This is a genomic window from Blastococcus sp. CT_GayMR16, assembly GCF_004570875.1.
Classification (GTDB): Bacteria; Actinomycetota; Actinomycetes; order Mycobacteriales; family Geodermatophilaceae; genus Blastococcus_B.
On record NZ_SPQK01000011.1, the window covers coordinates 87,761 to 109,960 of the forward strand.

Here is a 22,200-nt window from a genome sequence, read left to right on the forward strand (position 1 = left end):
CGTGGCACAGCAGGAGGACCGCGTCGTGGGCCGCGTCGAGCAGATCTGGGTGTATCCGGTGCGCTCCCTCGCCGGCACCGCGGTGACCGATGCCGAGGTGACCGGACACGGCCTGGCGGGCGACCGGGCGTGGACCGTCCTCGGGGACGACGACCGCGTCCTGCGTGCCAAGGACGAGCCGGGAATCGCCGACGTCCCCGGCACCGGCGACCCGGGGGTGGACGCCGGCTCGCTCGCGGCGGTGCTCGGTCGCGCCGTCCGCCTGGTGCCGACGCCCGAGGAGGCGACCGTGGCACCCGTCCACCTCGTCTCCCGGGGCGCGATCGAGCGGGCGGCCCAGGGCGAGGTGCCGGAGGGTTGCTCGGCGGACGACCCGCGGGCGAACCTGGTCCTGACCCTCGACGGTGACGAGCGCACCTGGGTCGGCCGTGAGCTCCGGGTGGGGGAGGCCGTCCTGGAGGTCACCCGGACGCCGAAGCACTGCCTCGGCGTCTACGCCGACGTCCGGCGGGCCGGCCGGATCAGCGTCGGGGACCCGGTTCTGCTCTAACCTGCCGCCGTGCCGAGCAGCCGAGCCGCGCTGCCGGGGCTCCTGCTCCTCCTGGCCGCCTGCAGGCCCGCCTCCCCGGCCGCGGCGCCCGCGCCGTCCTCGACCGCGGCAGCTCCGCAGAGCTTCACGCTGGTCGCGACCGGACGTCCTGATCCACCAGAACCGGGCGCTCACCGCCGGGGCCCTCCAGGACGACGGCACCTACGACTTCTCCGGCGTCCTCGCTCCCGTCGCCCCGCTGATCGAGGCTGCCGATCTCGCGATCTGCCACCTGGAGACGCCCGTCGCGCCGCCCGGCGGTCCGTACCGCGGCTACCCGAGCTTCGCCGTCCAGCCCGAGATCCTCGACGCCCTTGCCGGAGCCGGCTACGACCTCTGCTCGACCGCCTCCAACCACTCCCTGGACGACGGCGCCGACGGCCTGGCCCGCACCCTCGACGTGCTCGACGCGGCGAGGATCGCGCACTCCGGCACCTACCGGACGGAAACCGAGAGCGTCGAACCGACGATCGTCGACGCCGGAGGCGTGCGGGTCGGGCACGTCGCGGGCACCTACGCCCTCAACGGCGGTGGACCCCCGGCCGGCCGGGAGTGGTCGGTCGAGGTGGCGGCGGTGCCGGACGTCACCGGGATGCTGGCGGCCGCGGCTCGGGCGCGGGCTGCGGGGGCGCAGGTCGTCGTCGCGAGCCTGCACTGCTGCCTGGAGTACGACAACGACCCGACCGAGGCGCAGGTCGCCGCCGTCCGCGCGCTGCTCGCCTCCCCGGACGTCGATCTCGTGCTCGGCCACCACGCGCACGTCGTGCAGCCGTACGAGCAGGTCGCGGGGGAGTGGGCCGCCTACGGGCTCGGCAACTCGATCGCCGAGCATGCGACCCGCGGCTATCCGACCGAGGACTCGGTGATGGCCCGCTTCACCTTCACCCGCGGGGCGGAGGGCCGGTTCACCGTCACGCGCGCGGAGGCGGTCCCGCTGCAGATCGTCGTCGGGGGTGACGACGTGACGGTCCGACCGGCCGACGAGGCGAACTTCGACCGGGTCGCCGACGTGCTCGCGCGGAGGGGCGCCACAGCGGCGGGGCTGGATATCGTCCAGGGCTGAGCCGGAGCCGCGCACTAGTCTCGGGGGGCCTGCCCAGCCCGTGTTCCACAGACCTTCCAGGAGTTCCTGTGTCCGCCCCGCCCTCTCCGACCGCCGTCCTCCCGATCCGGGTTCCGGCCGGATCGACGGCGATGCAGGCGCTCAAGGAGGCCGGGATCCCGCTGAAGGGGCCCGACGGCGCCGTCGTCGTCCGGGACGTCGCCTCCGGTGACCTCAAGGACCTGAACTGGGCTCCGGACGCCGACGCGCAGGTCGAGCCGGTGCCGGCCGCCAGCGCCGACGGACGCGCGGTGATCCGGCACTCGACCGCGCACGTGCTGGCCCAGGCCGTGCAGGAGTTGTTCCCCGGCACGAAGCTCGGCATCGGCCCGCCCGTCGAGAACGGCTTCTACTACGACTTCGACCCGGAGCGGCCCTTCACCCCCGAGGACCTCACCGCGATCGAGAAGAAGATGCAGGAGATCGTCCGCGCGGGACAGAACTTCGCCCGACGCGAGATCAGTGACGCCGACGCGAAGGACGAGCTGGCGCACGAGCCGTACAAGCTGGAGCTGATCGGCCTCAAGGGCGGCGCCAGCGGGGACGGCGGAGCCGACGAGGGCGTTTCAGTGGAGGTCGGCGGCGCGCAGCTGACCATGTACGACAACCTCGACGCCCGCACCGGTGACCTGGTCTGGACCGACCTCTGCCGCGGCCCGCACCTGCCGCGCACCAGCACGATCCCGGCGTTCTCCCTCACCCGGAGTGCGGCCGCCTACTGGCGGGGCAGCGAGAAGAACCCCCAGCTGCAGCGCATCTACGGCACCGCCTGGGAGAGCAAGGACGCGCACAAGGCCTACCTGGAGCAGCTGGCCGAAGCCGAGCGGCGTGACCACCGCCGCCTCGGCGCCGAGCTCGACCTCTTCAGCTTCCCCGACGAGATCGGCTCCGGCCTGGCCGTCTTCCACCCCAAGGGCGGGGTGGTCAAGCGGGAGATGGAGGACTACGTCCGCGCCCGGCACATCCAGGAGGGCTTCGACTACGTCGGCACGCCGCACATCACCAAGGCCGGCCTGTTCGAGACCTCGGGGCACCTGCCGTACTACGAGGACACCATGTTCCCGGCCATGGACCTGGAGAACGCGAAGTACTACCTCAAGGCCATGAACTGCCCGATGCACAACCTGATCTTCCAGTCGCGCGGGCGGTCCTACCGCGAGCTGCCGCTGCGCTTCTTCGAGTTCGGGTCCGTCTACCGGTACGAGAAGTCCGGCGTCGTCCACGGCCTCACCCGCGTGCGGGGACTCACCCAGGACGACTCGCACAGCTACGTCACCCCGGAGCAGGCGCCGGGGGAGATCCGCCACCTGCTCGCGTTCGTGCTCGGGCTGCTCCGCGACTTCGGCCTCGACGACTACTACCTGGAGCTGTCCACCCGCGGCGACGACCCGGAGAAGGCAGCCAAGTTCATCGGGTCGGAAGAGGAGTGGGTGGTCGCCACGAAGGTGCTGGAGGACGCGGCCAAGGAGACCGGCCTCGAGCTCGTGCCCGACCCCGGCGGCGCGGCGTTCTACGGGCCGAAGATCTCCGTGCAGGCCCGTGACGCGATCGGTCGCACCTGGCAGATGTCGACCATCCAGTACGACTTCAACCAGCCCGCCCGGTTCGGCCTGGAGTACACCTCCGCCGACGGCGGCCGCGCGCAGCCGGTGATGATCCACTCGGCGAAGTTCGGGTCCATCGAGCGGTTCTTCGGCGTCCTCACCGAGCACTACGCGGGCGCCTTCCCGGCCTGGCTGGCCCCCGTGCAGGTCGTCGGCATCCCGATCACCGACGAGCAGGTGCCCTACCTGACCGACGTCGCCCTGCTGCTGCGGGAGAAGGGCATCCGGGTCGAGATCGACGACTCCGACGACCGGATGCAGAAGAAGATCCGCAACAGCAGCAAGCAGAAGATCCCGTTCGTCCTCCTCGCCGGGGCCACCGACGCCGAGGCCGGCGCGGTCTCCTTCCGCTACCGGGACGGCTCCCAGCGCAACGGCGTCCCGGTCGCGGACGCCGTCGCCCAGATCGCCGAGTGGGTGGCCGCCCGGCACAACGTCGACCCCTCGGCCGAGGGTGAGCAGGCGGCCGCCGGATGAGCGACGGGCGGGCGGGGAACGAGACCGCGTACCGCGTCGCCGTCCCCTCCGACGACGGCGGCCCCGCTGTGACTCAGGCCCCCGGGCAGGCCTTCGAGCACCTCTGGACGCCGTACCGGATGGCCTACATCCGCGGGGAGGGCAAGCCCACGGGCGCACACGACTGCCCGTTCTGCGTCATCCCGACGATGAGCGACGAGGACGGACTGATCGTGGCCCGGGGGACGACGGTCTTCGCCGTCCTCAACCTGTACCCGTACAACGCCGGCCACCTGATGCTCGTCCCGTACCGGCACGTTCCCGACTACACCGACCTCACCCTCGACGAGGTCGCCGAGCTCGGCGCCTATACCCAGACGGCGATGCGGACCGTCCGCTCGGTCAGCGGCGCGCACGGCTTCAACATCGGCATGAACCAGGGCTCGGTCGCCGGGGCCGGAATCGCCGACCACCTGCACCAGCACGCCGTGCCGCGCTGGGGCGGGGACACCAACTTCATGCCGGTCATCGGGCTCACCCGGGTGCTCCCGCAGGTCCTCAGCGAGACGCGGGCGCTGCTCGCGGACGCGTGGGCGGCGGCCGCGGTCCCGGCGTCCTCTGCCCGCCCCGGCACCCCGACGGAGGCCTGAGTGCTCGGCGTCAACGCCCGACCGGTCGTGGCCAAGGTCGTCGCACCCGTCGTCGGGGGACTGGCCCGCGCCGGGGTCACGCCCGACATGGTCACCATCACGGGCACGGTCGGCGCCGTCGCCGGCGCCGTCGCCCTGTTCGGCACCGGGCACCTGTTCTGGGGCACCGTCGCCGTCACCTTCTGCGTCCTCCTCGACCTCCTGGACGGCGCCCTCGCCCGGGCCCGCGGGGGCGGGTCGGTGTTCGGTGCAGTGCTCGACTCCACCGGCGACCGCGCGGCCGACGCGGCCATCTTCGCCTCGCTGGCCTGGTGGTTCTCCGGCGGCGGCGACAACCGGCTGCTCGTCCTGCTGGCGCTGATCTGCCTGGTGCTGGGGGTGCTCACCTCCTACATCAAGGCGCGGGCCGAGGGCGTGGGCCTGTCCTGCGACGTCGGCGTCGTCGAGCGGACCGAGCGGCTGCTGCTGGTGCTGTTCGGCACCGGGCTGGCCGGGCTCGGGCTGCCCTACGCGCTGCACGTCGCGCTATGGGTCCTCCTCGTGGGCAGCGCCGTCACGGTGGGCCAACGCATCGTCGCCGTCCGCCGATCCGCGGCCGGCGCCCCGCTGGCCGCCCCGCCCGCAGCGCCGTGACCGGGACCCTCCGGGCCCGGCTCACGGCCGGGGCCACCGACGCCGGCTTCGCGGCGGGGTGGCACGCCGTGCGCATGCTGCCCGAGCCCGCGGCCCGCGGAGCCTTCGACCGGGCCGGTCGCTGGGCGGCCGGCCGCGACGGCAAGGGCACCCGGCAGCTCCGGGCCAACCTGCGGGTCGTCACCGGCGGTGCGCTGTCCGAGCCGGAGCTGGCCGAGCTGACGACCCGCGGCCTGCGCTCCTACGCCCGGTACTGGCAGGAGGCCTTCCGGCTGCCCACGCTGAGCAGCCAGCGGATCGTCACCGGCACCGAGGTGATCGGGCTCGAGCACGTCCAGAAGGCACGCGACAGCGGGCGCGGCCTGGTGATGGTGCTGCCGCACAGCGGCAACTGGGACGCCGCCGGCGTCTGGTTCATCGACTTCCTCGGCGGGCCGTTCATGACCGTCGCCGAGCGCCTCAAGCCCGAGTCGCTCTACCGGCGCTTCCTCGACTACCGGGAATCGCTGGGCTTCCGGGTCGTCCCGCTCACCGGCGGCCGGCGGCCGAGCACCGACGTGCTCCGCGACTGGCTGAGCGAGGGTGGCGTCACCTGCCTGCTCGTCGACCGCAACCTCGGCAGCGGCGGGGTACCGGTGGACTTCTTCGGCCGGCCGGCGACGATGCCCGGCGGCGCGGCGCTGCTGGCCTCCCAGACCGGGGCCGCGCTGATCCCGACCGTCTGCCAGTTCACCGAGCGGGGATGGCGGCTGATCTTCTCCCCGGAGATCCCCGTCGACGGGCCCGGCCGGCTCAAGGACCGGGTGGGCGGCGCGATGCAGTCGGTCGCCGACGCCTTCGTCGACGGGATCGCCCGGCAGCCCGAGGACTGGCACATGCTCGGCCGGATCTGGCCCGACGTCGCTGCCGATCCTCCCGCCTCCGGTCCCCGGGCAGATTCCGCGAGGTCCTGATGCGGATCGGCCTGGTCTGTCCCTACCAGTGGGACGTCCCCGGTGGGGTCCAGTACCACGTGCGTGACCTGGCCGGGACGCTGCGCGGGATGGGTCACCACGTCGAGGTCCTGACGCCGGCCGAGCACGAGGAGTCGCTGCCCGAGCACGCGACCTTCGCCGGGCGGACGGTCCCGATGCCCTACAACGGCTCGATGGCGAGCTGGCAGTTCGGCCCGGTCTCCGCGGCGCGGGTCCGCCGCTGGTTGCGGGAGGGGCACTTCGACGTCGTCCACGTGCACGAGCCGGCGCCGCCGTCGGTCTCCCTGCTGGTCTGCATGATCGCCACGGGCCCGATCGTCGCCACCTTCCACGCCGCGACCACGCGCTCGAAGTTGCTGGCGGCCTGGGGGCCGGTCGTGCGCCCCTGGCTGGAGCGGATCACCGGGCGCATCGCGGTGTCGGACTTCGCCCGGCGCGTGCAGGTCGAGCACCTCGGCGGGGACGCGGTGATCATCCCGAACGGCGTCCACGTGGACGTCTTCGCGCACGGCCCCTCGCTGCCGGGCGTCACGCGGGGCGTCGACGGCCCGACCATCGGCTTCCTCGGTCGCTTCGACGAGCCGCGCAAGGGCCTGCCGGTGCTCCTGGACGCGATGCGCACCGTCGTCCGCCGGCATCCGGACGCGCGGCTGCTCATCGCCGGACGCGGGGACGCCGCGGCGATCGACGAGCTGATCGGCTCCGACCTGCGCGCCCACGTCCGGCTGCTCGGGGAGCTGTCCGAGGCCGACAAGGCCGCCTTCCTCCGCTCGGTGGACATCTACTGCGCGCCCAACCTGCTCGGGGAGTCCTTCGGCGTCGTCCTGATCGAAGCGCTCGCCGCGGGGGCGCCGATCGTGGCCAGCGACCTGGACGCCTTCGCCCGGGTGCTCGAGGACGGCGCGGCCGGGGTGCTGGTCCGCCGCGGCGACCCCGCCGCGCTCGCGGACGCGCTCTGCGGCCTGCTGGCCGACCCCGCGCGGCTCGCCGAGCTCTCGGCCGGCGGTGCGCGCGCCGCGGCCGTCTACGACTGGGACGTCCTGGCCCGGCAGATCCTCGCCGTCTACGAGACCGTCCTGCCTCCGGGCGGTGGTGAGGTGACCCTGGGTGAGGACGACGCCGGCGTGTCCTTCGGCGGCCCTCCTGCAGGGTCCCGCCGCGAGCTCGCGAGCGGTGGGGGGCAGGAGGGTCCTTACTCTGACATCCCGTGACGCCCGAGGCCTGGATCCTGCTGGTCGGCGTCCTCGTTCTCCTGCTGGTCGCGTGGACCGCGTGGACCCTCGTCCGGCTCAACCGGCTGGAGGCCCGCGTCGACCAGGCCTGGACGACCCTGGACACCCAGCTGCAGCGGCGGGCGGGTCTGGCCGAGGAGCTGGCCCGCAGCTACCCGGCCGCCGTGGGCGAGGACCGCGCGGAGTACCTGGCCGCGTTCGCCGCGGATGCCCGGGCGCCCGTCGACGGCGACCGCGAGCTCGCCGAGAACCTGCTCGGTCGGGAACTGCGGGACCTGCCCGAGGGGCTGCCGGGCATCCCGGCGGCACTGCGCACCGACCTGGACGGGACCCGGACGCGGGTCGGGCTGGCCCGCCGGTTCTACAACGACGCGGTGCGCGACACCGCCGCGTTGCGCCACCGCCGGCTGTCCCGGCTGCTCCGGCTGCACGGCTCGCGCCCGCTGCCGCGCTACTTCGACATCGACGACCGCCTGGACGGGGCGCGCGGCGGCCGGACGCCACCGGTCAGAGCGGTCGCCGACCGGCCGTACGATGTCGGGGTTCCACCCGCTCGTTCCTGAGTTTCCGTCGATCCGTAAGGCAGCATTCCGTGGCCACCCCAGACACCACCCCGTCCACCGGCACCGAGCGCGTCAAGCGCGGCATGGCCGAGCAGCTCAAGGGCGGCGTCATCATGGACGTCGTCACTCCCGAGCAGGCCAAGATCGCCGAGGACGCCGGTGCGGTGGCCGTCATGGCGCTGGAGCGGGTGCCCGCCGACATCCGCGTGCAGGGTGGCATCGCCCGCATGAGCGACCCCGACATGATCGAGGGCATCATCGGCGCGGTCTCCATCCCGGTGATGGCCAAGGCCCGGATCGGCCACTTCGTCGAGGCCCAGGTCCTGCAGAGCCTGGGCGTCGACTACATCGACGAGTCCGAGGTCCTCACCCCGGCCGACGAGGCGCACCACATCGCCAAGAGCGAGTTCACCGTCCCCTTCGTCTGCGGCGCCACCGACCTGGGTGAGGCGCTGCGCCGCATCTCCGAGGGCGCGGCGATGATCCGGTCCAAGGGCGAGGCCGGCACCGGCAACGTCGTGGAGGCCACCCGGCACATGCGGTCGATCCGCGCCGGCATCAAGCGCCTCGGCACCCTCGACGAGACCGAGCTGTTCGTGGCCGCGAAGGAGCTTCGCGCGCCCTACGACCTGGTCGTCGAGGTCGCTCGCCTGGGCAAGCTGCCCGTCGTGCTGTTCACCGCCGGCGGCATCGCCACCCCGGCGGACGCCGCGATGATGATGCAGCTCGGTGCCGAGGGTGTGTTCGTCGGCTCGGGCATCTTCAAGGCCGGCGACCCCGCGCTGCGCGCCGCCGCGATCGTGCAGGCGACGACCTTCCACGACGACCCCGCCGTCATCGCCAAGGTCTCCCGCGGCCTGGGCGAGCCGATGGTCGGCATCAACATCTCCACGCTGCCCGAGAGCGAGCGGTACGCCACCCGCGGCTGGTGACCCCGAGCGGACCGGATCCGGCCTAGGCGTCGGATCGCGCGGAGTACGGCTTGCCCGGCCAGTACGCCCACTCCTCGAAGTCCTCGACCCGACCGTCCGGGGCGAACCGCAGCACCCACAGGTCCCGGTACTCCTGCGCCACCGGCTCGCGATAGCGCACGTCGAGCCGGACCACTGCCTCCGGTCCCTCGACGGCGACCGGCTCCGCGGCCACCGAGAACGTCCGGCCCTCGTCGTCGAGCCAGAACTCCTGGATCCCCGCGTGACCGGCCTTCGGCTCCTCGTAGGGCGAGGTCCGATACCTCGCGTCCTCGGTGAACAGCCTGCTGACGGCGGTGCGGTCACCGGACCGCCACGCGCGCTCGTAGTCCGCGACCCACCGCATCACGCCGTCTCGATCCACGAGGTCACGCTGCCACGAACAGGTCAGGTGGTGGCCGGGAAGCGGTACCGGGTCTGCGCGAAGCGGCCCTTGGCGAATGCGAGCACCTTCGTGGGAGCGACCTCGAACACGACGGCTGATCCGCCGTCCCCGTGATGGAAGGACCCGTGCTCGACGGTGAAGTCCCAGTCGCCCCGGTACTTGCTGCGCCAGAGGTCGGCGAGGGTGCGCAGCCGGGCGTCGTCGCTGACCTGCACGGCGCTGCCTTCGACGACGAGGTCCAGTCCCTCCTTCCATCGGTTGGTGCCGGTGGTAAGGGCGACGTGCGGGTTCGCTGTCAGGTTCACCGCCTTCTGCTCCGCCGGACCCGTGCAGAAGTGGAGCCGGCCTTCGGACCAGACGGCCGGCAGGGGTGTGACGTGTGGCCGGCCGTCGCCTCGTACCGTCGAGATCCAGAAGAGCTCGGCGGTCTCGAGCACGCGGAGCGCGTCCGACCATGGCGTCGGAGGCGACTCCGGATCGCCGAAGCGGGTGTCCTGCTCGGGTGTGGGTTCCATGCCTTTTCTGACACCCGGAACGGCAGCGATTCATCGGTGGCCCTCCGGGCCAGCGATTCATCAGTGGCCCTCCGGGCCTCCACCCCGGTTCGGGCCCCCCGTAGCGTGGACGGTCGTGTCCAGCCATACCGCCCGGCCCGTCATCGGGGTCCTCGCCCTGCAGGGCGACGTCCGTGAGCACCTGGCCGCGCTGCGCGAGCAGGGTGCCGACGCGGTGACCGTGCGCCGGCCCGAGGAGCTGGCCGCGGTGGACGGCCTGATCATCCCGGGCGGGGAGTCGACGACCATGGTCAAGCTGGCCGCCCGGTTCGAGCTGCTCGAGCCGCTGCGTGCCGCCGTCCGCGCCGGGCTGCCGGCCTACGGCTCGTGCGCCGGGATGATCCTGCTCGCCGATCGGATCCTCGACGCCCCGCCCGACCAGGAGACCATCGGCGGCCTGGACGTCACGGTCCGCCGCAACGCGTTCGGCCGGCAGGTGGACTCCTTCGAGTCCGACATCGCCTTCGAGGGCCTCGACGGCGGGGACGTGCACGCCGTCTTCATCCGGGCGCCGTGGGTGGAGGAGGCCGGCGAGCAGGTCGTCGTCCTCGGCCGGGTCGTGGGGGGACCGGCCGACGGTAAGATCGTGGCGGTCCGCCAGGGCAATCTGGTGGCGACGAGCTTTCACCCCGAGCTGACCGGGGACCGCCGGGTGCACGCGATGTTCGCCGACATCGTCCGCAACCACTTGGCCGAGCAGGCCGGCAGCGTTCCGAATGGGGCCGCCGGGAACGAGAGGGGCAAGCCATGAGCGGCCATTCCAAGTGGGCGACGACCAAGCACAAGAAGGCCGGCATCGATGCCAAGCGCGGCAAGCTCTTCGCCAAGCTGATCAAGAACATCGAGGTCGCGGCGCGCACCGGCGGCGGTGACCTCTCGGGCAACCCGACGCTCTTCGACGCCGTCCAGAAGGCCAAGAAGTCCTCGGTGCCCAACGACAACATCGACCGCGCGGTCAAGCGCGGATCCGGCGCCGAGGCCGGCGGCGTCGACTACCAGGGCATCACCTACGAGGGCTACGCGCCCGGCGGCGTCGCCGTCCTGATCGAGTGCCTCACCGACAACAAGAACCGCTCGGCCATGGAGGTGCGCACCGCCATGACCCGCAACGGCGGGTCGATGGCCGACCCCGGCTCGGTCTCCTACCTCTTCACCCGCAAGGGCGTCATCGTGGTGCCGAAGTCCGACGGCGTCGACGAGGACGCCGTGCTCATGGCCGTCCTGGACGCCGGCGCCGAGGAGGTCCGCGACCTCGGGGACACGTTCGAGGTGGTCTGCGAGCCGACCGACCTGGTCACCGTCCGCACCGGCCTGCAGGACGCCGGGATCGACTACGACTCCGCCGAGGCCGGCTTCGTGCCCAGCGTCACCGTCGAGCTCGACGAGGACAGCGCAGGCAAGGTCTTCCGGCTGATCGACGCCCTCGAGGACTGCGACGACGTGCAGAACGTCTACGCGAACTACGACGTGTCCGACGAGGTCCTCGAGCGCGTCGGCTGAACAAGGACCTCGTCCTCCCCACCCCTCGCACGCTCGCGGCGGTGCCCGGGACGAGGCCGAAGAGGGCGTGTCGGCGCGGGTGGGTCGGTCTCGGCCGCTAGCCTCGGTCGAACAGGCGTTCGGCTGATCAAGGAGCTCGTCATGCGGGTGCTCGGTATCGACCCCGGTCTCACCCGGTGCGGGTGGGGCGTGGTCGAGGGCCGCCCCGGGGCGCGACCCACCGCGATCGGCGTCGGCGTGATCCGCACGATGGCCGAGCTCGACCTGGAGCTGCGCCTGCTGGAGCTGCACACGGCGGTGACCGCCCTCCTGCGCGAGCACCGGCCGGACGTGGTGGCGATCGAGCGGGTCTTCACCCAGAACAACAAGGGGACGGCGATGGGGACGGCGCAGGCCGCCGGCGTCGCCGCGCTCGCCGCCGCCCAGGCCGACCGGCCGGTCGCCTGGCACACCCCCAGCGAGGTCAAGGCCGCCATCTCCGGTAACGGCCGCGCCGACAAGGAGCAGGTCACCCTGATGGTCACCCGAGTGCTCGGTCTGGCCGAGGCGCCGAAGCCTGCCGACGCCGCCGACGCCCTGGCGCTCGCGGTCTGTCACGTCTGGCGCGGCCCGGCCCAGGAGCGGCTGCGCAAGGCCGCGATCGTCAGCGGCATCGGCGCCCCGGTCCGGCAGACGACCCTCCCGCGCTGGACGGGGGTGGCCGCCCGATGATCGCGTCGGTGTCCGGCCGCGTGGCCGCGGTCTCCCCGGACGGCGCCGTCGTCGAGGTCGGCGGGATCGGGCTGGCCGTGCAGTGCACCCCGGGAACCATCGCGCGGCTGCAGGTGGGGGAGAACGCCCGGCTCTCGACCAGCCTGATCGTGCGCGAGGACTCCCTGACGCTCTACGGCTTCGCCGACGACGACGAGCGCAGCCTGTTCGAGCTGCTGCAGACGGCCAACGGCGTGGGCCCGCGGCTGGCGCAGGCAGTGCTGGCGATCCACCCGCCGCGCGAGGTCCGGCGGGCGGTCTCGATGGCCGACGTCAAGGCGCTGATGCTGGTGCCGGGCATCGGCAAGAAGGGCGCCGAGCGGCTGATCCTGGAGCTGCGCGACCGGCTCGGCGTCACGACCTCCGACACCTCGCTCGACGCCCCGCTGGGTCCGTCGCTGATCACTCCGGTCGCGCCGTGGAAGGACCAGCTGACCTCGGCCCTGGTCGGGTTCGGCTGGAGCGTGAAAGAGGCGGACGGCGCGATCGCGCAGCTCGTCCCCGTCGCTGACGAGCAGATCGCGGCGAACGGCGGCGTGGAGATCGCCATCCTCCTGCGCCAGGCGCTGCAGCTCCTGGGCCGCGCATGAGTGCGCCCTTCGACCGCTCGCTCACCGGGGAGGTCGACGGCGGCCTGGGCCAGGACGCCGCGGTGTCCCCGCTGGCCGGCGACGAGGAGCGGGTCGTCGAGTCGGCGCTGCGGCCGCACTCCCTGACGGAGTTCATCGGCCAGCCCAAGGTCTCGCGGCAGCTGGCGCTGGTGCTCGAGGGCGCCAAGCGGCGCGGCCGGCCACCGGACCACGTGCTGCTCTCCGGCCCGCCCGGGCTGGGGAAGACCAGCCTGGCGCTGATCATCGGCTCCGAGCTGGGGACGGCGGTCAAGATCACCAGCGGCCCGGCGATCGAGCGCTCCGGCGACCTCGCCGCGATGCTGTCCAACCTCGCGCCCGGCGACGTCCTCTTCATCGACGAGATCCACCGCATCGCCCGGCCCGCCGAGGAACTGCTGTACATGGCGATGGAGGACTTCCGGGTCGACGTCGTCGTCGGAAAGGGTCCCGGGGCGACGGCGATCCCCCTGGAGATCAGCCCGTTCACGCTCGTCGGCGCCACCACGCGCGCCGGGCTCCTCACCGGACCGCTCCGGGACCGGTTCGGCTTCGTCGGTCAGATGGAGTTCTACGAGGTGGCGGAACTGCAGCAGGTGCTGCGCCGCAGCGCCGCGCTGCTCGGGGTCGACCTGACCGACGAGGGGTCCGCGGAGATCGCCGGCCGCTCCCGCGGCACACCGCGCATCGCCAACCGGCTGCTGCGCCGGGTCCGCGACTTCGCCGAGGTCGAGGCCGACGGGCGGGTCACCCTGGCTGTGGCCCAGGCCGCGCTGGCGCTGTACGACGTCGACGACCTCGGCCTGGACCGCCTGGACCGGGCGGTGCTGGAGGCACTGGTCGTGCGCTTCGGCGGCGGACCGGTCGGCGTCGCGACGCTGGCGGTGGCCGTGGGGGAGGAGCCCAACACCGTCGAGGAGGTCTGCGAGCCGTTCCTCGTGCGGGCGGGCCTGCTCGCCCGCACCTCACGGGGACGGGTGGCGACGGAGGCCGCATGGCACCACCTGGGCCGGCCGCTGCCCCGTGGTGGTGCCCTGCTCGGTGGGGCGGGTGGGGCGATCAGTGGCCTGACCGGTGCCCCGTCCACCCCGGGTGCGTCCCCAGAGCCCCTGTTCGGCGCCTAGACTTCGACACGCTGGCGCGCAACTCGTCCGGCCGTGGCCGTGCGCGTCCCGTCCGGCCGTCCGTGCGCCTTGCACCAGACGCAGTCGACGTACCCGAGCGGTCCCGAACCGGGCCCGCACCCCACCGCGGAGCAGCACGCGCGGTAGAGAGGCACATCTGTCGTGGAGCAGTACTTCCCGATCGTCCTGATCGCCCTGTTCGCCGTCGTCCTGTTCGTGCTGCCGGCCCGGCAGCGCAAGCGGATGCAGGCCCAGGCGCAGGCACTCCAGGAGTCCCTGGACATCGGTACGCCGGTCATGACCACCAGCGGCCTGCACGGCAACGTCGCCTCGATCGGTGACAAGACGGTCGACCTCGAGATCGCCCCCGGCGTCGTGGTCACGTTCGCCCGGCAGGCGATCCTCGAGATCCGCAAGCCCCTCGGGACGACCGACGGCCTCACCGACGAGGGCACCGACTCCGGTACGCCCGGCACGGCCGGCGGGCGTCCGGCCGACGGCGCCGTCTGAGCCGGGCGACCACCATGGCCAACCGCTCGCTGCCCTCCGGCCGCTACTTCGGCGCATTCATCGCGATCGTCGCGATCCTGTACGGCCTGGTCTTCTTCACCGGGGCCAGCAAGACGCCCCAGCTCGGCCTGGACCTGCGCGGCGGCACCACGGTCACGCTCACCGCTCGCACCCCGAATGGCCAGGCGCCCGCGCAGGAGGATCTGGAGCTGGCGCGCCAGATCATCGAGCAGCGGGTGAACGGCCTCGGTGTCGCCGAGGCCGAGGTGGTCACCGAGGGCGACTCGAACATCGTCATCTCCGTTCCCGGGGACGACGGCGACCAGGCCCGCCAGCTCGGCCAGACGGCGCAGCTGCGGTTCCGGCCGGTCGTCACGGGCCCGGAGCCGGTCACGGCCGCCGCCGACGCCAGCGCGGCGCCGACGGACGGTGCGGCCCCGACGGACGCCGCGACCCCCTCCGACGCCGCGACCCCCTCCGACGCCGCGACGCCCACGGACGCGGCGGCCACCGACTCGGCCGCGCCCACCGGTCCGGCGTCCCCGTCGGTGGCCCCGGACGCACCACCGGTCACCCAGGAGCAGGCCGCGGCCACCTACGCCACGCTCGCCTGCGACACCGAGGCGACCGGCGCCGTCGACCGCTCCGACGACTATGTGGCCTCCTGCAGCGAGGACGGCAGCGTCAAGTACCTGCTCGGCCCCGCGGTGGTCGAGGGCACCGACGTCACCGATGCCAGCCCCGGCACGCGCCAGGGCACCGGCGAGTGGATCGTCCAGCTGGACTTCAACTCCTCGGGCTCGGCGGCGTGGGCCGAGTTCACCGGCGCCAACGTCGGCAAGCAGGTCGGCATCACCCTGGACGGCAAGGTCATCTCCGCGCCGACGATCAACCAGGCCATCGTCGGCGGCACCGAGATCTCGGGCACCTTCGACCAGGCGTCGGCCACGGAGCTCGCCAACCAGCTCAAGTACGGCGCGCTCCCGCTGAGCTTCACGCAGGCGACCGCCCAGTCGATCTCGACCGAGCTCGGCGCCGAGCAGCTGAAGGCCGGCCTGATCGCCGGCGCCATCGGCATCGCCCTGGTCTTCCTCTACGCGCTGATCTACTACCGCCTGCTCGGCCTGGTCATGATCGCCAGCCTCCTGCTCTCGGCGGTCGTGGTGTACGCGTGCCTGGTCCTGCTGGGCCGCCAGATCGGCTTCACCCTGAGCCTGGCCGGCATCGCCGGGTTCATCGTCTCGATCGGCATCACGGCCGACTCGTTCGTCGTCTACTTCGAACGGCTCAAGGACGAGATCCGCGAGGGCCGGACGCTGCGGTCCGCCGTGCCCCGCGCCTGGGTCCGTGCCCGCCGGACGATCCTCTCGGCCGACGCCGTCAGCTTCCTCGCTGCCGCGATCCTCTACCTGCTCGCGATCGGGGACGTGAAGGGCTTCGCGTTCACCCTCGGCATGTCGACGGTGCTCGACCTCGTCGTCGTCTTCCTCTTCACCCATCCGCTGATGGCCGTGCTGGCCCGCTTCAAGTCCTTCGGCAGCAGCCGGATGTCCGGGCTCGGCCGGGTGGAGCACACCCGCCGGCCCGACGGCTCGGGACGGCCCGGGGACCGCGAACTCGTGGGTGCCGGCACCGGCGCCGGCACGGACAGGAGCACCTCATGACCCGCCCCGACACGCCTGCCGGGACCACGCCGGAGCCCGACGAGGTCATTCCCGTCGGGAGCGACGCGGACGAGCAACAGGACGCCGAGAGGGTGCTGGCGGAGGCCTCCGCGTCGGCGGACGAGGACGCGCTCGCCGACGCCGGGCTGCCGCGCGACGGCTCGGAGGCCGGCGAGGGTGCCGTCCGCCGTCCCGAGCGTCGCGCCTCGCTGTCGCACCGGCTCTACAACGGCGAGGCGGGCCTCGACGTCGTCGGCCGCAGCCGGCTGATCTACAAGATCACTGCTGTCGTCCTCCTGCTGTGCCTGCTCTCGATGGTCGTCCGGGGCTTCAACTTCGGCATCGACTTCGAGGGCGGCAACAGCTTCCGGGTGGCCGGCACGAGCGAGCAGCTGGACGCGGTCCGCGCGGCCGCCGAGGACACCGGTGCCGACGTCGCGACCGCCCAGGTGGTCGGCGGGAACGAGATCCTGCTCCGCACCGGGCAGCTGGACACGGACGAGGAGCGCGCCGTCCGGGACGCCGTTGCCGGGGCGGTCGACGTCGATCCGACGGCGGTCACCGCGGATGCGGTCAGCGCCGAGTGGGGCAATGACATCACCGACCAGGCCCTGATCGCGCTGGTCGTCTTCCTGGTCGCCGTCATCGCCTTCCTCGCCCTGCGCTTCGAACCCAAGATGGCCGTCGGCGCGATCGCCGCGCTGCTGCACGACATCGTCCTCACCGCCGGGGTCTACTCCCTGATCGGCTTCGAGGTGACGCCCTCGACCGTGATCGGCTTCCTGACGATCCTCGGCTTCTCGCTGTACGACACCGTCGTCGTCTTCGACAAGGTCGACGAGAACACCAAGGACCTCGAGCGCGGAGCGCGCATGACCTGGAGCGAGGCGGCGAACCTCGCGGTCAACCAGACCCTGATGCGTTCGATCAACACGTCGGTGATCGCGCTGCTGCCGGTGGCCGGGCTGCTGTTCGTGGGTGCCGGGATCCTCGGCGTCGGGACGCTGAAGGACCTCGCCCTGGTGCTGTTCGTCGGCCTCGCCGCCGGCGCCTACTCGTCGATCTTCCTGGCCACGCCGATCGCGGCAGACCTCAAGGAGCGCGAGCCGGAGCAGGTCGCGTTGCGGCGCCGGGTGCTGGCCCGCCGGTCGGCCCAGGTGCGCAAGGGTGCGGCCGTTCCGGCCGGTCCGGTCGCCAGTGCCCGTCGGGCCCGCAGTGGCTCCTCGGTCGCCGTCGCCGAGCGCGACCTGCCGGGTCAGGTGTCCGCCGATGTCGTCGTGGAGTCGCCGTCCTCGGTCCGGCGCGAGCCCGGCAGTGGCGGGACGTCGACCCCGCGGCCGGGTGCCCGTCCGCAGCGGCCCGGTGGCGATCGCCGCTCGGGGAAGCGCCGCCGGTGACGGCTGCCGCGGAGCAGCCGCTCGACGAACTGATCGCCGGCCTGGCGGTCGACGTCCCGGACTTCCCCGAACCGGGGGTGCTCTTCCGGGATCTGACCCCGGTCTTCGCCGACGGACCGGCCTTCCGCCGGGTCATCGACGGGCTGGCGGCGCCGTCGCTGTCCGATCCGCGCGCTGCCGCCCTGGCCGCGGCCGGCACCCACCCGGACGGCGACCCCGGCTTCGACGTGGTCGTCGGGGTCGAGGCGCGCGGCTTCCTGCTGGCGGCCGCGGTGGCCTACGACGCCGGGGTCGGCGTCGTCCTGGTGCGGAAGGCCGGCAAGCTGCCGCGCGAGCGGATGGCCGCCGACTACGCGCTGGAGTACGGGACGGCCACCCTCGAGTTGCACACCGACTCGCTGCGACCCGGCCAGCGCGTGCTGATCGTCGACGACGTGCTGGCCACCGGGGGCACCCTCGGTGCGACCATCGCGCTGGTCGAGCAGGCCGGCGGCGTCGTCGCGGCGGTCTCGGTGATCATCGAGCTCGCTGCGCTCGGCGGGCGTGAGCGGATCGCGCCGCACGCCGTCCACGCGCTCTGGATTACCTGACCGGGGGAGACCCGCCCCGGCCGGGCTCGAACGGCCGTTCGCCCGGCTAACATGGAGAGGGTCATCTCTCCTCCTCACCCGTTGGAGTCGCCGTGGCCTCGGAAGTCGCCGCCGACGCGGCTCCCGCGCGGCCGGGCGAGCCCGGCGTCCAGCCGTCGCAGGCGGCTCCCGCCGCCGGCGCGCTGGACGCCGACGGTCAGCCGGTCGTCCGCCCGCCGCTGCCCGACCGTCCCGTCGTCCGCCGGCCCGACGACGTCGGTTCCGAGCCCGGGGACGGCGACGGAGTGCCGCGCCGCCGGGTCCGTGACCGGTTGGCCCGCCGCATCGTCGCCAGCCCGCGCACGCCGGTGGTGCGCCCGGTCCTCGAGCCGCTGGCCGCGCTGCACCGTCAGAGCCACCCCAAGGCCGATCTCGCCCTCCTGCAGCGCGCCTACGACGTGGCCGAGGCCGCGCACGCCGGGCAGAAGCGCAAGAGCGGCGACCCGTACATCACCCATCCGCTGGCCGTCGCCACGGTCCTGGCCGGCCTCGGGATGGACACCACGACGCTGGTCGCGGCCCTGCTGCACGACACGGTCGAGGACACCGGCGTCACGCTGGAGACCATCACCACCGAGTTCGGCTCGGAGGTCACCCACCTCGTCGACGGCGTGACCAAGATCGACAAGGTCAAGCTGGGCGACGCGGCCCAGGCCGAGACGATCCGCAAGATGATCGTGGCGATGGCCCGTGACCCGCGGGTGCTGGTCATCAAGCTCGCCGACCGGCTGCACAACATGCGCACGCTGCGCTTCCTCCCGCCGGAGAAGCAGGAGAAGAAGGCGCGCGAGACGCTGGAGATCCTGGCCCCGCTGGCCCACCGGCTGGGTATGAACACGATCAAGTGGGAGCTGGAGGACCTCGCGTTCGCCACGCTCTACCCGAAGCGGTACGACGAGATCGTGCGGCTGGTGGCCGAGCGGGCGCCGTCGCGCGACACCTATCTCGCCGAGGTCACCTCGACGGTCAACGAGCAGCTGAAGACGGCCAAGATCGAGGCCGTCGTCACCGGCCGGCCCAAGCACTACTACTCGATCTACCAGAAGATGATCGTGCGCGGCCGCGACTTCACCGACATCTGGGACCTCGTCGGCATCCGCATCCTGGTCGACTCGGTGCGCGACTGCTACGCCGCGCTGGGCATCATGCACGCGCACTGGCAGCCGGTCCCGGGCCGGTTCAAGGACTTCGTCGCGATGCCGAAGTTCAACATGTACCAGTCGCTGCACACGACGGTCATCGGTCCGCAGGGCAAGCCGGTCGAGCTGCAGATCCGCACGCACGACATGCACCGCACCGCCGAGTACGGCATCGCCGCGCACTGGAAGTACAAGGAGAAGGCGCGGGTCGGCGGCAAGCCCAGCGCCGGTGAGTTCGGCGCGCCGAAGGTCGGCTCGCCCGACGACATGCTGTGGCTGCGCCAGCTGCTGGACTGGCAGCGGGAGGCCCAGGAGCCCGGCGAGTTCCTCGAGACGCTGCGCTACGACCTCGGGCCGCAGGAGGTCTTCGTCTTCACGCCCAAGGGCGACGTGATCAGCCTTCCTGGCGAGTCGACGCCGGTCGACTTCGCCTTCGCGGTGCACACCGAGGTCGGCTACCGCACGATCGGCGCCCGGGTGAACGGCTCCCTGGTCAGCCTCGACAGCAAGCTCACCAACGGCGACGTGGTCGAGATCTTCACGTCGCGCTCGGAGTCGGCCGCTCCCTCGCAGGACTGGCTTCAGTTCGTCGGCTCGTCGCGGGCGCGCACGAAGATCCGGCAGTGGTTCACGAAGGAGCGCCGCGAGGATGCCGTCGAGGCCGGCAAGGAGGCCCTGACCCGAGCGATGCGCAAGGCGGGCCTCCCGCTGCAGCGCCTGCTCGGCGGCGACGCGCTCAGCACCCTGGCCAAGGACCTGCGGTACGCCGACGTGACGGCGCTCTACGCGGCGGTCGGCGAGAACCACGTCTCGGCGTCGTCGGTGGTGGAGAAGCTGCTCACCGCGATGGGCGGGTCCGAGGGGGCCGTCGAGGACATCGCCGAGACGGCGATCCCGACGCGGCGCTCGGCCCCCCGGCGGGCAGCCGGCGGCGACCCGGGCGTCGACGTCCACGGCATGAACGACGTGCTCGTGAAGCTCGCCAAGTGCTGCACCCCGGTGCCCGGTGACGAGATCCTCGGGTTCGTCACGCGGGGCGGGGGAGTGAGCGTGCACCGCGTCGACTGCACCAACGCCGCCGACCTGCAGAGCAAGCCGGAGCGGCTGGTCGAGGTCGAGTGGGCCAGCGCGCCGGGCTCGGTGTTCCTGGTCGCCATCCAGGTCGAGGCGCTGGACCGGCACCGGCTGCTCTCCGACGTCACCAAGGCACTGGCCGACGAGCGGGTCAACATCCTGTCGGCGTCCGTGCAGACCAGCCGTGACCGCGTGGCCATCAGCCGGTTCACCTTCGAACTGGCCGACCCGGCGCACCTCGGGGCCGTGCTGCAGACGGTGCGCAACGTCGACGGCGTCTTCGACGTCGAGCGCGTCACCGCCTAGCCAGCTTTTGGTACCAAAAGCTGGTCAGCCGACGGGGATGATCGAGTTGATCGTGACCGGCAGGTTCGGGGCCCCGCCGCCCGCCTGGGCCTCGAACGAGCCGTCGTTGCCCGCCGCGGCGACGGTGTCCAGCACAGCCAGCCCCGCCTCGTCGACGGTGCCCACCGGCGTGTAGTCCGGGCTGAGCTGGGTGTCGACGAAGCAGAGGAAGAACTGGCTGCCGGTGGAGTTCGGCTCGCCGGTGTTGGCCATCGCGATCGTCCCGCGCGGGTACGTCGTGCCCTCGGGGATCTCCTGCGCGAACTTGTAGCTGGGTCCGCCCGAGCCCGAACCGGTCGGGTCGCCGCACTGCAGGACGCCGAAGGTCGGCTGGTTGACCTCGCGGTGGCACGGGCTGCCGTCGAAGAACTTCTGCGAGGCCAGGTAGGCGAAGCTCGCCGTGGCACACGGGGCCTTGGCCCGGTCCAGCGTGAGCGTCAGGTCACCCTGGTCGGTGCTCATGAGCAGGGTCGCGGTGCCCTGGGTCGGGGTCGCCTCGGGCGCGGGCGGAGTGCCGACGTCGGTGAGGTTCGGGTTGCCGGAGTCGTCGGGCAGGTAGGTGCAGGCGACCGTGCCGTCGGCGTTGGTGGTGGCGGCCGCCGCACTGCTCGTGGCCGCCGTCGAGGACGTGCCCGCCGCGTCCGTGCTGTCGTCGTCGCCGCTGAAGACGCCGGTGATGATCAGGGCCGCCACGACCACGACGACGACGGCGACGCCGGTGGCCAGGATGCCCAGGTTGCGGCGGCGCTTCTTCGCCAGCTCGGCGCGACGCTCCAGCTGCTTCTGCAGGTGGCGCTGGGCAGCCTGACGACGCTGCTTGCTCGTGGGCACGGTCGAACTCCTCGATCGGGCGGGGTGTATCGGTGGGGCGGGCGGGGGAGGTGCGGCGGGGCGGGGCCGGCGATCCGGCAGCCGCAGCCCGCGGTCGAGGAACGAGTCTAGGGGGCGTGACTGAGCGTTCCCTGGCAGGACCGGGGCACGTCGGAGCTCCCGCGTAACCTGCACGGGTGCTCATCCGCTCCTTTCCCGCCGGCGCGTTCGGCACCAACTGCTACGCCGTCGCTCCCGGACCGGGTCAGGAGTGCGTGGTCGTCGACCCCGGGATGGATGCCGTCGAGCCACTGGCCCGGATGCTGGCCGAGGACGGGCTGAAGCCGGTCGCAGTCGTGCTCACGCACGGGCACCTGGACCACACGTTCTCCGTGCTGCCGGTCTGCGACGGCTACGACATCCCCGCCTACCTGCACCCGAGCGACTTCGGCATGCTGTCGGACCCCGGTCGCTGGCACGGTCCCGCGCTGGCCCCGCTGATCACCGGCGTGCGGCTGCCCGACCCCTCCGACGTGCTCCCGCTCGACGACGGCGCCGTGCTCTCCCTCGCCGGGGTGGACCTGACCGTGCGGCACGCGCCGGGCCACACGCAGGGATCGGTGATGTTCTCCGTGGACCTGGGGGAGGCCCCGGGCCTGCTCGCCGGCGACGTGCTGTTCGCCGGCTCGGTCGGGCGGGTCGACCTGCCCGGCGGGTCGTGGGAGGCGATGCTGCGCTCCCTGCGGGACGTCGTCCTGCCCCTGGACGACGAGACCGTCGTGCTGCCCGGGCACGGGCCGGCCACCACCGTCGGCCGCGAGCGGGCGACGAACCCCTACCTGGCCGAGGCGGCCGCAGGTTCGGGACCGGCTCCGGCGGGGCGGGGACTGTGAGAACGACGGGCGAGGGAGCATCGCAGGGAGATGCCCGGAGCCGA

Annotated in this window: 23 protein-coding genes; 20 read left to right on the forward strand and 3 right to left on the reverse strand. The window is 72.7% G+C overall.

All coding sequences use genetic code 11. The features are described 5' to 3' along the window. The first annotated feature begins 1 nt into the window (after position 1). The 9 genes from E4P38_RS13290 (at position 2) to pdxS (ending at position 8,735) form a co-directional block, all read left to right on the forward strand. Positions 2–550 (forward strand): MOSC N-terminal beta barrel domain-containing protein, encoded by a 549-nt coding sequence (locus E4P38_RS13290; RefSeq protein ID WP_245161003.1) that lies wholly within the window; start codon positions 2–4, stop codon positions 548–550. A gap of 241 nt (positions 551–791) precedes the next feature. Beyond that, positions 792–1,652 (forward strand): CapA family protein, encoded by an 861-nt coding sequence (locus tag E4P38_RS13295; RefSeq protein ID WP_245161011.1) that lies wholly within the window; start codon positions 792–794, stop codon positions 1,650–1,652. A gap of 68 nt (positions 1,653–1,720) precedes the next feature. Further along, complete coding sequence (gene thrS / locus E4P38_RS13300) at positions 1,721–3,772, forward strand: threonine--tRNA ligase (RefSeq protein ID WP_135132283.1); 2,052 nt, start codon at positions 1,721–1,723, stop codon at positions 3,770–3,772. Continuing rightward, a complete protein-coding gene (locus tag E4P38_RS13305; RefSeq protein ID WP_209309089.1) occupies positions 3,769–4,401 on the forward strand; it encodes an HIT domain-containing protein in 633 nt (210 codons plus the stop codon). Before thrS ends, E4P38_RS13305 begins: the two co-directional genes overlap by 4 nt. Continuing rightward, positions 4,402–5,034: a phosphatidylinositol phosphate synthase gene (pgsA, locus tag E4P38_RS13310; protein WP_135132284.1), complete on the forward strand. Its 633-nt coding sequence runs from the start codon at positions 4,402–4,404 to the stop codon at positions 5,032–5,034. After that, a complete protein-coding gene (locus tag E4P38_RS13315) occupies positions 5,031–5,987 on the forward strand; it encodes a phosphatidylinositol mannoside acyltransferase (protein ID WP_245161004.1) in 957 nt (318 codons plus the stop codon). The genes pgsA and E4P38_RS13315 overlap by 4 nt, the downstream gene beginning before the upstream one ends. Next, entirely contained in the window at positions 5,987–7,219 is a 1,233-nt protein-coding gene (locus tag E4P38_RS13320) for a glycosyltransferase family 4 protein (RefSeq protein WP_135132286.1), read from the forward strand. The genes E4P38_RS13315 and E4P38_RS13320 overlap by 1 nt, the downstream gene beginning before the upstream one ends. Next, positions 7,216–7,803 carry a hypothetical protein gene (locus E4P38_RS13325; RefSeq protein ID WP_135132287.1) on the forward strand — a complete coding sequence of 196 codons (588 nt, stop codon included), beginning with the start codon at positions 7,216–7,218 and terminating at the stop codon, positions 7,801–7,803. Before E4P38_RS13320 ends, E4P38_RS13325 begins: the two co-directional genes overlap by 4 nt. A gap of 29 nt (positions 7,804–7,832) precedes the next feature. Beyond that, positions 7,833–8,735 carry a pyridoxal 5'-phosphate synthase lyase subunit PdxS gene (gene pdxS, locus E4P38_RS13330; protein WP_135132288.1) on the forward strand — a complete coding sequence of 301 codons (903 nt, stop codon included), beginning with the start codon at positions 7,833–7,835 and terminating at the stop codon, positions 8,733–8,735. A gap of 22 nt (positions 8,736–8,757) precedes the next feature. On the opposite strand, the gene E4P38_RS13335 is transcribed toward pdxS, so the two are convergent. Together E4P38_RS13335 and E4P38_RS13340 are read right to left on the reverse strand one after the other, a co-directional pair. Continuing rightward, the gene (locus tag E4P38_RS13335) at positions 8,758–9,138 is read right to left on the reverse strand and encodes a nuclear transport factor 2 family protein (protein WP_135132289.1); all 381 of its coding nucleotides are present in this window, start codon (positions 9,136–9,138) and stop codon (positions 8,758–8,760) included. Between the two features lie 23 nt (positions 9,139–9,161). Continuing rightward, positions 9,162–9,674, reverse strand: coding sequence for a pyridoxamine 5'-phosphate oxidase family protein (locus E4P38_RS13340; RefSeq protein WP_135132290.1), 513 nt, complete (start codon positions 9,672–9,674; stop codon positions 9,162–9,164). 115 nt (positions 9,675–9,789) lie between these two features. Between E4P38_RS13340 and pdxT the strand changes: the two genes are divergently transcribed. The 10 genes from pdxT to E4P38_RS13390 all read left to right on the forward strand — a co-directional run bounded on the left by pdxT (position 9,790) and on the right by E4P38_RS13390 (position 20,414). Next, positions 9,790–10,464, forward strand: coding sequence for a pyridoxal 5'-phosphate synthase glutaminase subunit PdxT (gene pdxT, locus E4P38_RS13345; RefSeq protein WP_245161005.1), 675 nt, complete (start codon positions 9,790–9,792; stop codon positions 10,462–10,464). Further along, a complete protein-coding gene (locus E4P38_RS13350) occupies positions 10,461–11,213 on the forward strand; it encodes a YebC/PmpR family DNA-binding transcriptional regulator (protein WP_135132292.1) in 753 nt (250 codons plus the stop codon). Before pdxT ends, E4P38_RS13350 begins: the two co-directional genes overlap by 4 nt. Before the next feature lie 141 nt (positions 11,214–11,354). Continuing rightward, positions 11,355–11,924, forward strand: coding sequence for a crossover junction endodeoxyribonuclease RuvC (gene ruvC / locus E4P38_RS13355; protein WP_135132293.1), 570 nt, complete (start codon positions 11,355–11,357; stop codon positions 11,922–11,924). Then, positions 11,921–12,553 carry a Holliday junction branch migration protein RuvA gene (gene ruvA, locus E4P38_RS13360; protein ID WP_135132294.1) on the forward strand — a complete coding sequence of 211 codons (633 nt, stop codon included), beginning with the start codon at positions 11,921–11,923 and terminating at the stop codon, positions 12,551–12,553. The genes ruvC and ruvA overlap by 4 nt, the downstream gene beginning before the upstream one ends. Then, positions 12,550–13,695 (forward strand): Holliday junction branch migration DNA helicase RuvB, encoded by a 1,146-nt coding sequence (gene ruvB / locus E4P38_RS13365; protein ID WP_135132295.1) that lies wholly within the window; start codon positions 12,550–12,552, stop codon positions 13,693–13,695. Before ruvA ends, ruvB begins: the two co-directional genes overlap by 4 nt. 162 nt (positions 13,696–13,857) lie before the next feature. Beyond that, the gene (yajC, locus tag E4P38_RS13370; RefSeq protein ID WP_135132296.1) at positions 13,858–14,205 is read left to right on the forward strand and encodes a preprotein translocase subunit YajC; all 348 of its coding nucleotides are present in this window, start codon (positions 13,858–13,860) and stop codon (positions 14,203–14,205) included. Positions 14,206–14,219: 14 nt separating this feature from the next. After that, positions 14,220–15,869, forward strand: coding sequence for a protein translocase subunit SecD (gene secD, locus E4P38_RS13375; protein ID WP_135132297.1), 1,650 nt, complete (start codon positions 14,220–14,222; stop codon positions 15,867–15,869). After that, positions 15,866–17,266 carry a protein translocase subunit SecF gene (gene secF / locus E4P38_RS13380; RefSeq protein ID WP_135132298.1) on the forward strand — a complete coding sequence of 467 codons (1,401 nt, stop codon included), beginning with the start codon at positions 15,866–15,868 and terminating at the stop codon, positions 17,264–17,266. The genes secD and secF overlap by 4 nt, the downstream gene beginning before the upstream one ends. Next, positions 17,263–17,856 (forward strand): adenine phosphoribosyltransferase, encoded by a 594-nt coding sequence (locus tag E4P38_RS13385; protein ID WP_135132299.1) that lies wholly within the window; start codon positions 17,263–17,265, stop codon positions 17,854–17,856. The genes secF and E4P38_RS13385 overlap by 4 nt, the downstream gene beginning before the upstream one ends. A 92-nt stretch (positions 17,857–17,948) precedes the next feature. Next, positions 17,949–20,414, forward strand: coding sequence for a bifunctional (p)ppGpp synthetase/guanosine-3',5'-bis(diphosphate) 3'-pyrophosphohydrolase (locus E4P38_RS13390; RefSeq protein ID WP_135132300.1), 2,466 nt, complete (start codon positions 17,949–17,951; stop codon positions 20,412–20,414). 24 nt (positions 20,415–20,438) lie between these two features. Here the strand turns inward: E4P38_RS13390 and E4P38_RS13395 are convergent, their stop codons facing one another. Next, complete coding sequence (locus E4P38_RS13395) at positions 20,439–21,284, reverse strand: peptidylprolyl isomerase (RefSeq protein ID WP_135132301.1); 846 nt, start codon at positions 21,282–21,284, stop codon at positions 20,439–20,441. Between the two features lie 176 nt (positions 21,285–21,460). Between E4P38_RS13395 and E4P38_RS13400 the strand changes: the two genes are divergently transcribed. Continuing rightward, positions 21,461–22,156 (forward strand): MBL fold metallo-hydrolase, encoded by a 696-nt coding sequence (locus E4P38_RS13400; protein ID WP_135132302.1) that lies wholly within the window; start codon positions 21,461–21,463, stop codon positions 22,154–22,156. Positions 22,157–22,200: the final 44 nt, after the last annotated feature.

Bases quoted from the DNA above. Each gene is read 5' to 3' on its own strand.
- E4P38_RS13305 (WP_209309089.1), top strand. From the start codon at position 3,769: ATGAGCGACGGGCGGGCGGGGAACGAGACCGCGTACCGCGTCGCCGTC.
- secD (WP_135132297.1), top strand. From the start codon at position 14,220: ATGGCCAACCGCTCGCTGCCCTCCGGCCGCTACTTCGGCGCATTCATC.
- E4P38_RS13340 (WP_135132290.1), bottom strand. From the start codon at position 9,674: ATGGAACCCACACCCGAGCAGGACACCCGCTTCGGCGATCCGGAGTCG.
- ruvA (WP_135132294.1), top strand. From the start codon at position 11,921: ATGATCGCGTCGGTGTCCGGCCGCGTGGCCGCGGTCTCCCCGGACGGC.
- ruvC (WP_135132293.1), top strand. From the start codon at position 11,355: ATGCGGGTGCTCGGTATCGACCCCGGTCTCACCCGGTGCGGGTGGGGC.
- E4P38_RS13320 (WP_135132286.1), top strand. From the start codon at position 5,987: ATGCGGATCGGCCTGGTCTGTCCCTACCAGTGGGACGTCCCCGGTGGG.
- ruvB (WP_135132295.1), top strand. From the start codon at position 12,550: ATGAGTGCGCCCTTCGACCGCTCGCTCACCGGGGAGGTCGACGGCGGC.
- secF (WP_135132298.1), top strand. From the start codon at position 15,866: ATGACCCGCCCCGACACGCCTGCCGGGACCACGCCGGAGCCCGACGAG.
- E4P38_RS13350 (WP_135132292.1), top strand. From the start codon at position 10,461: ATGAGCGGCCATTCCAAGTGGGCGACGACCAAGCACAAGAAGGCCGGC.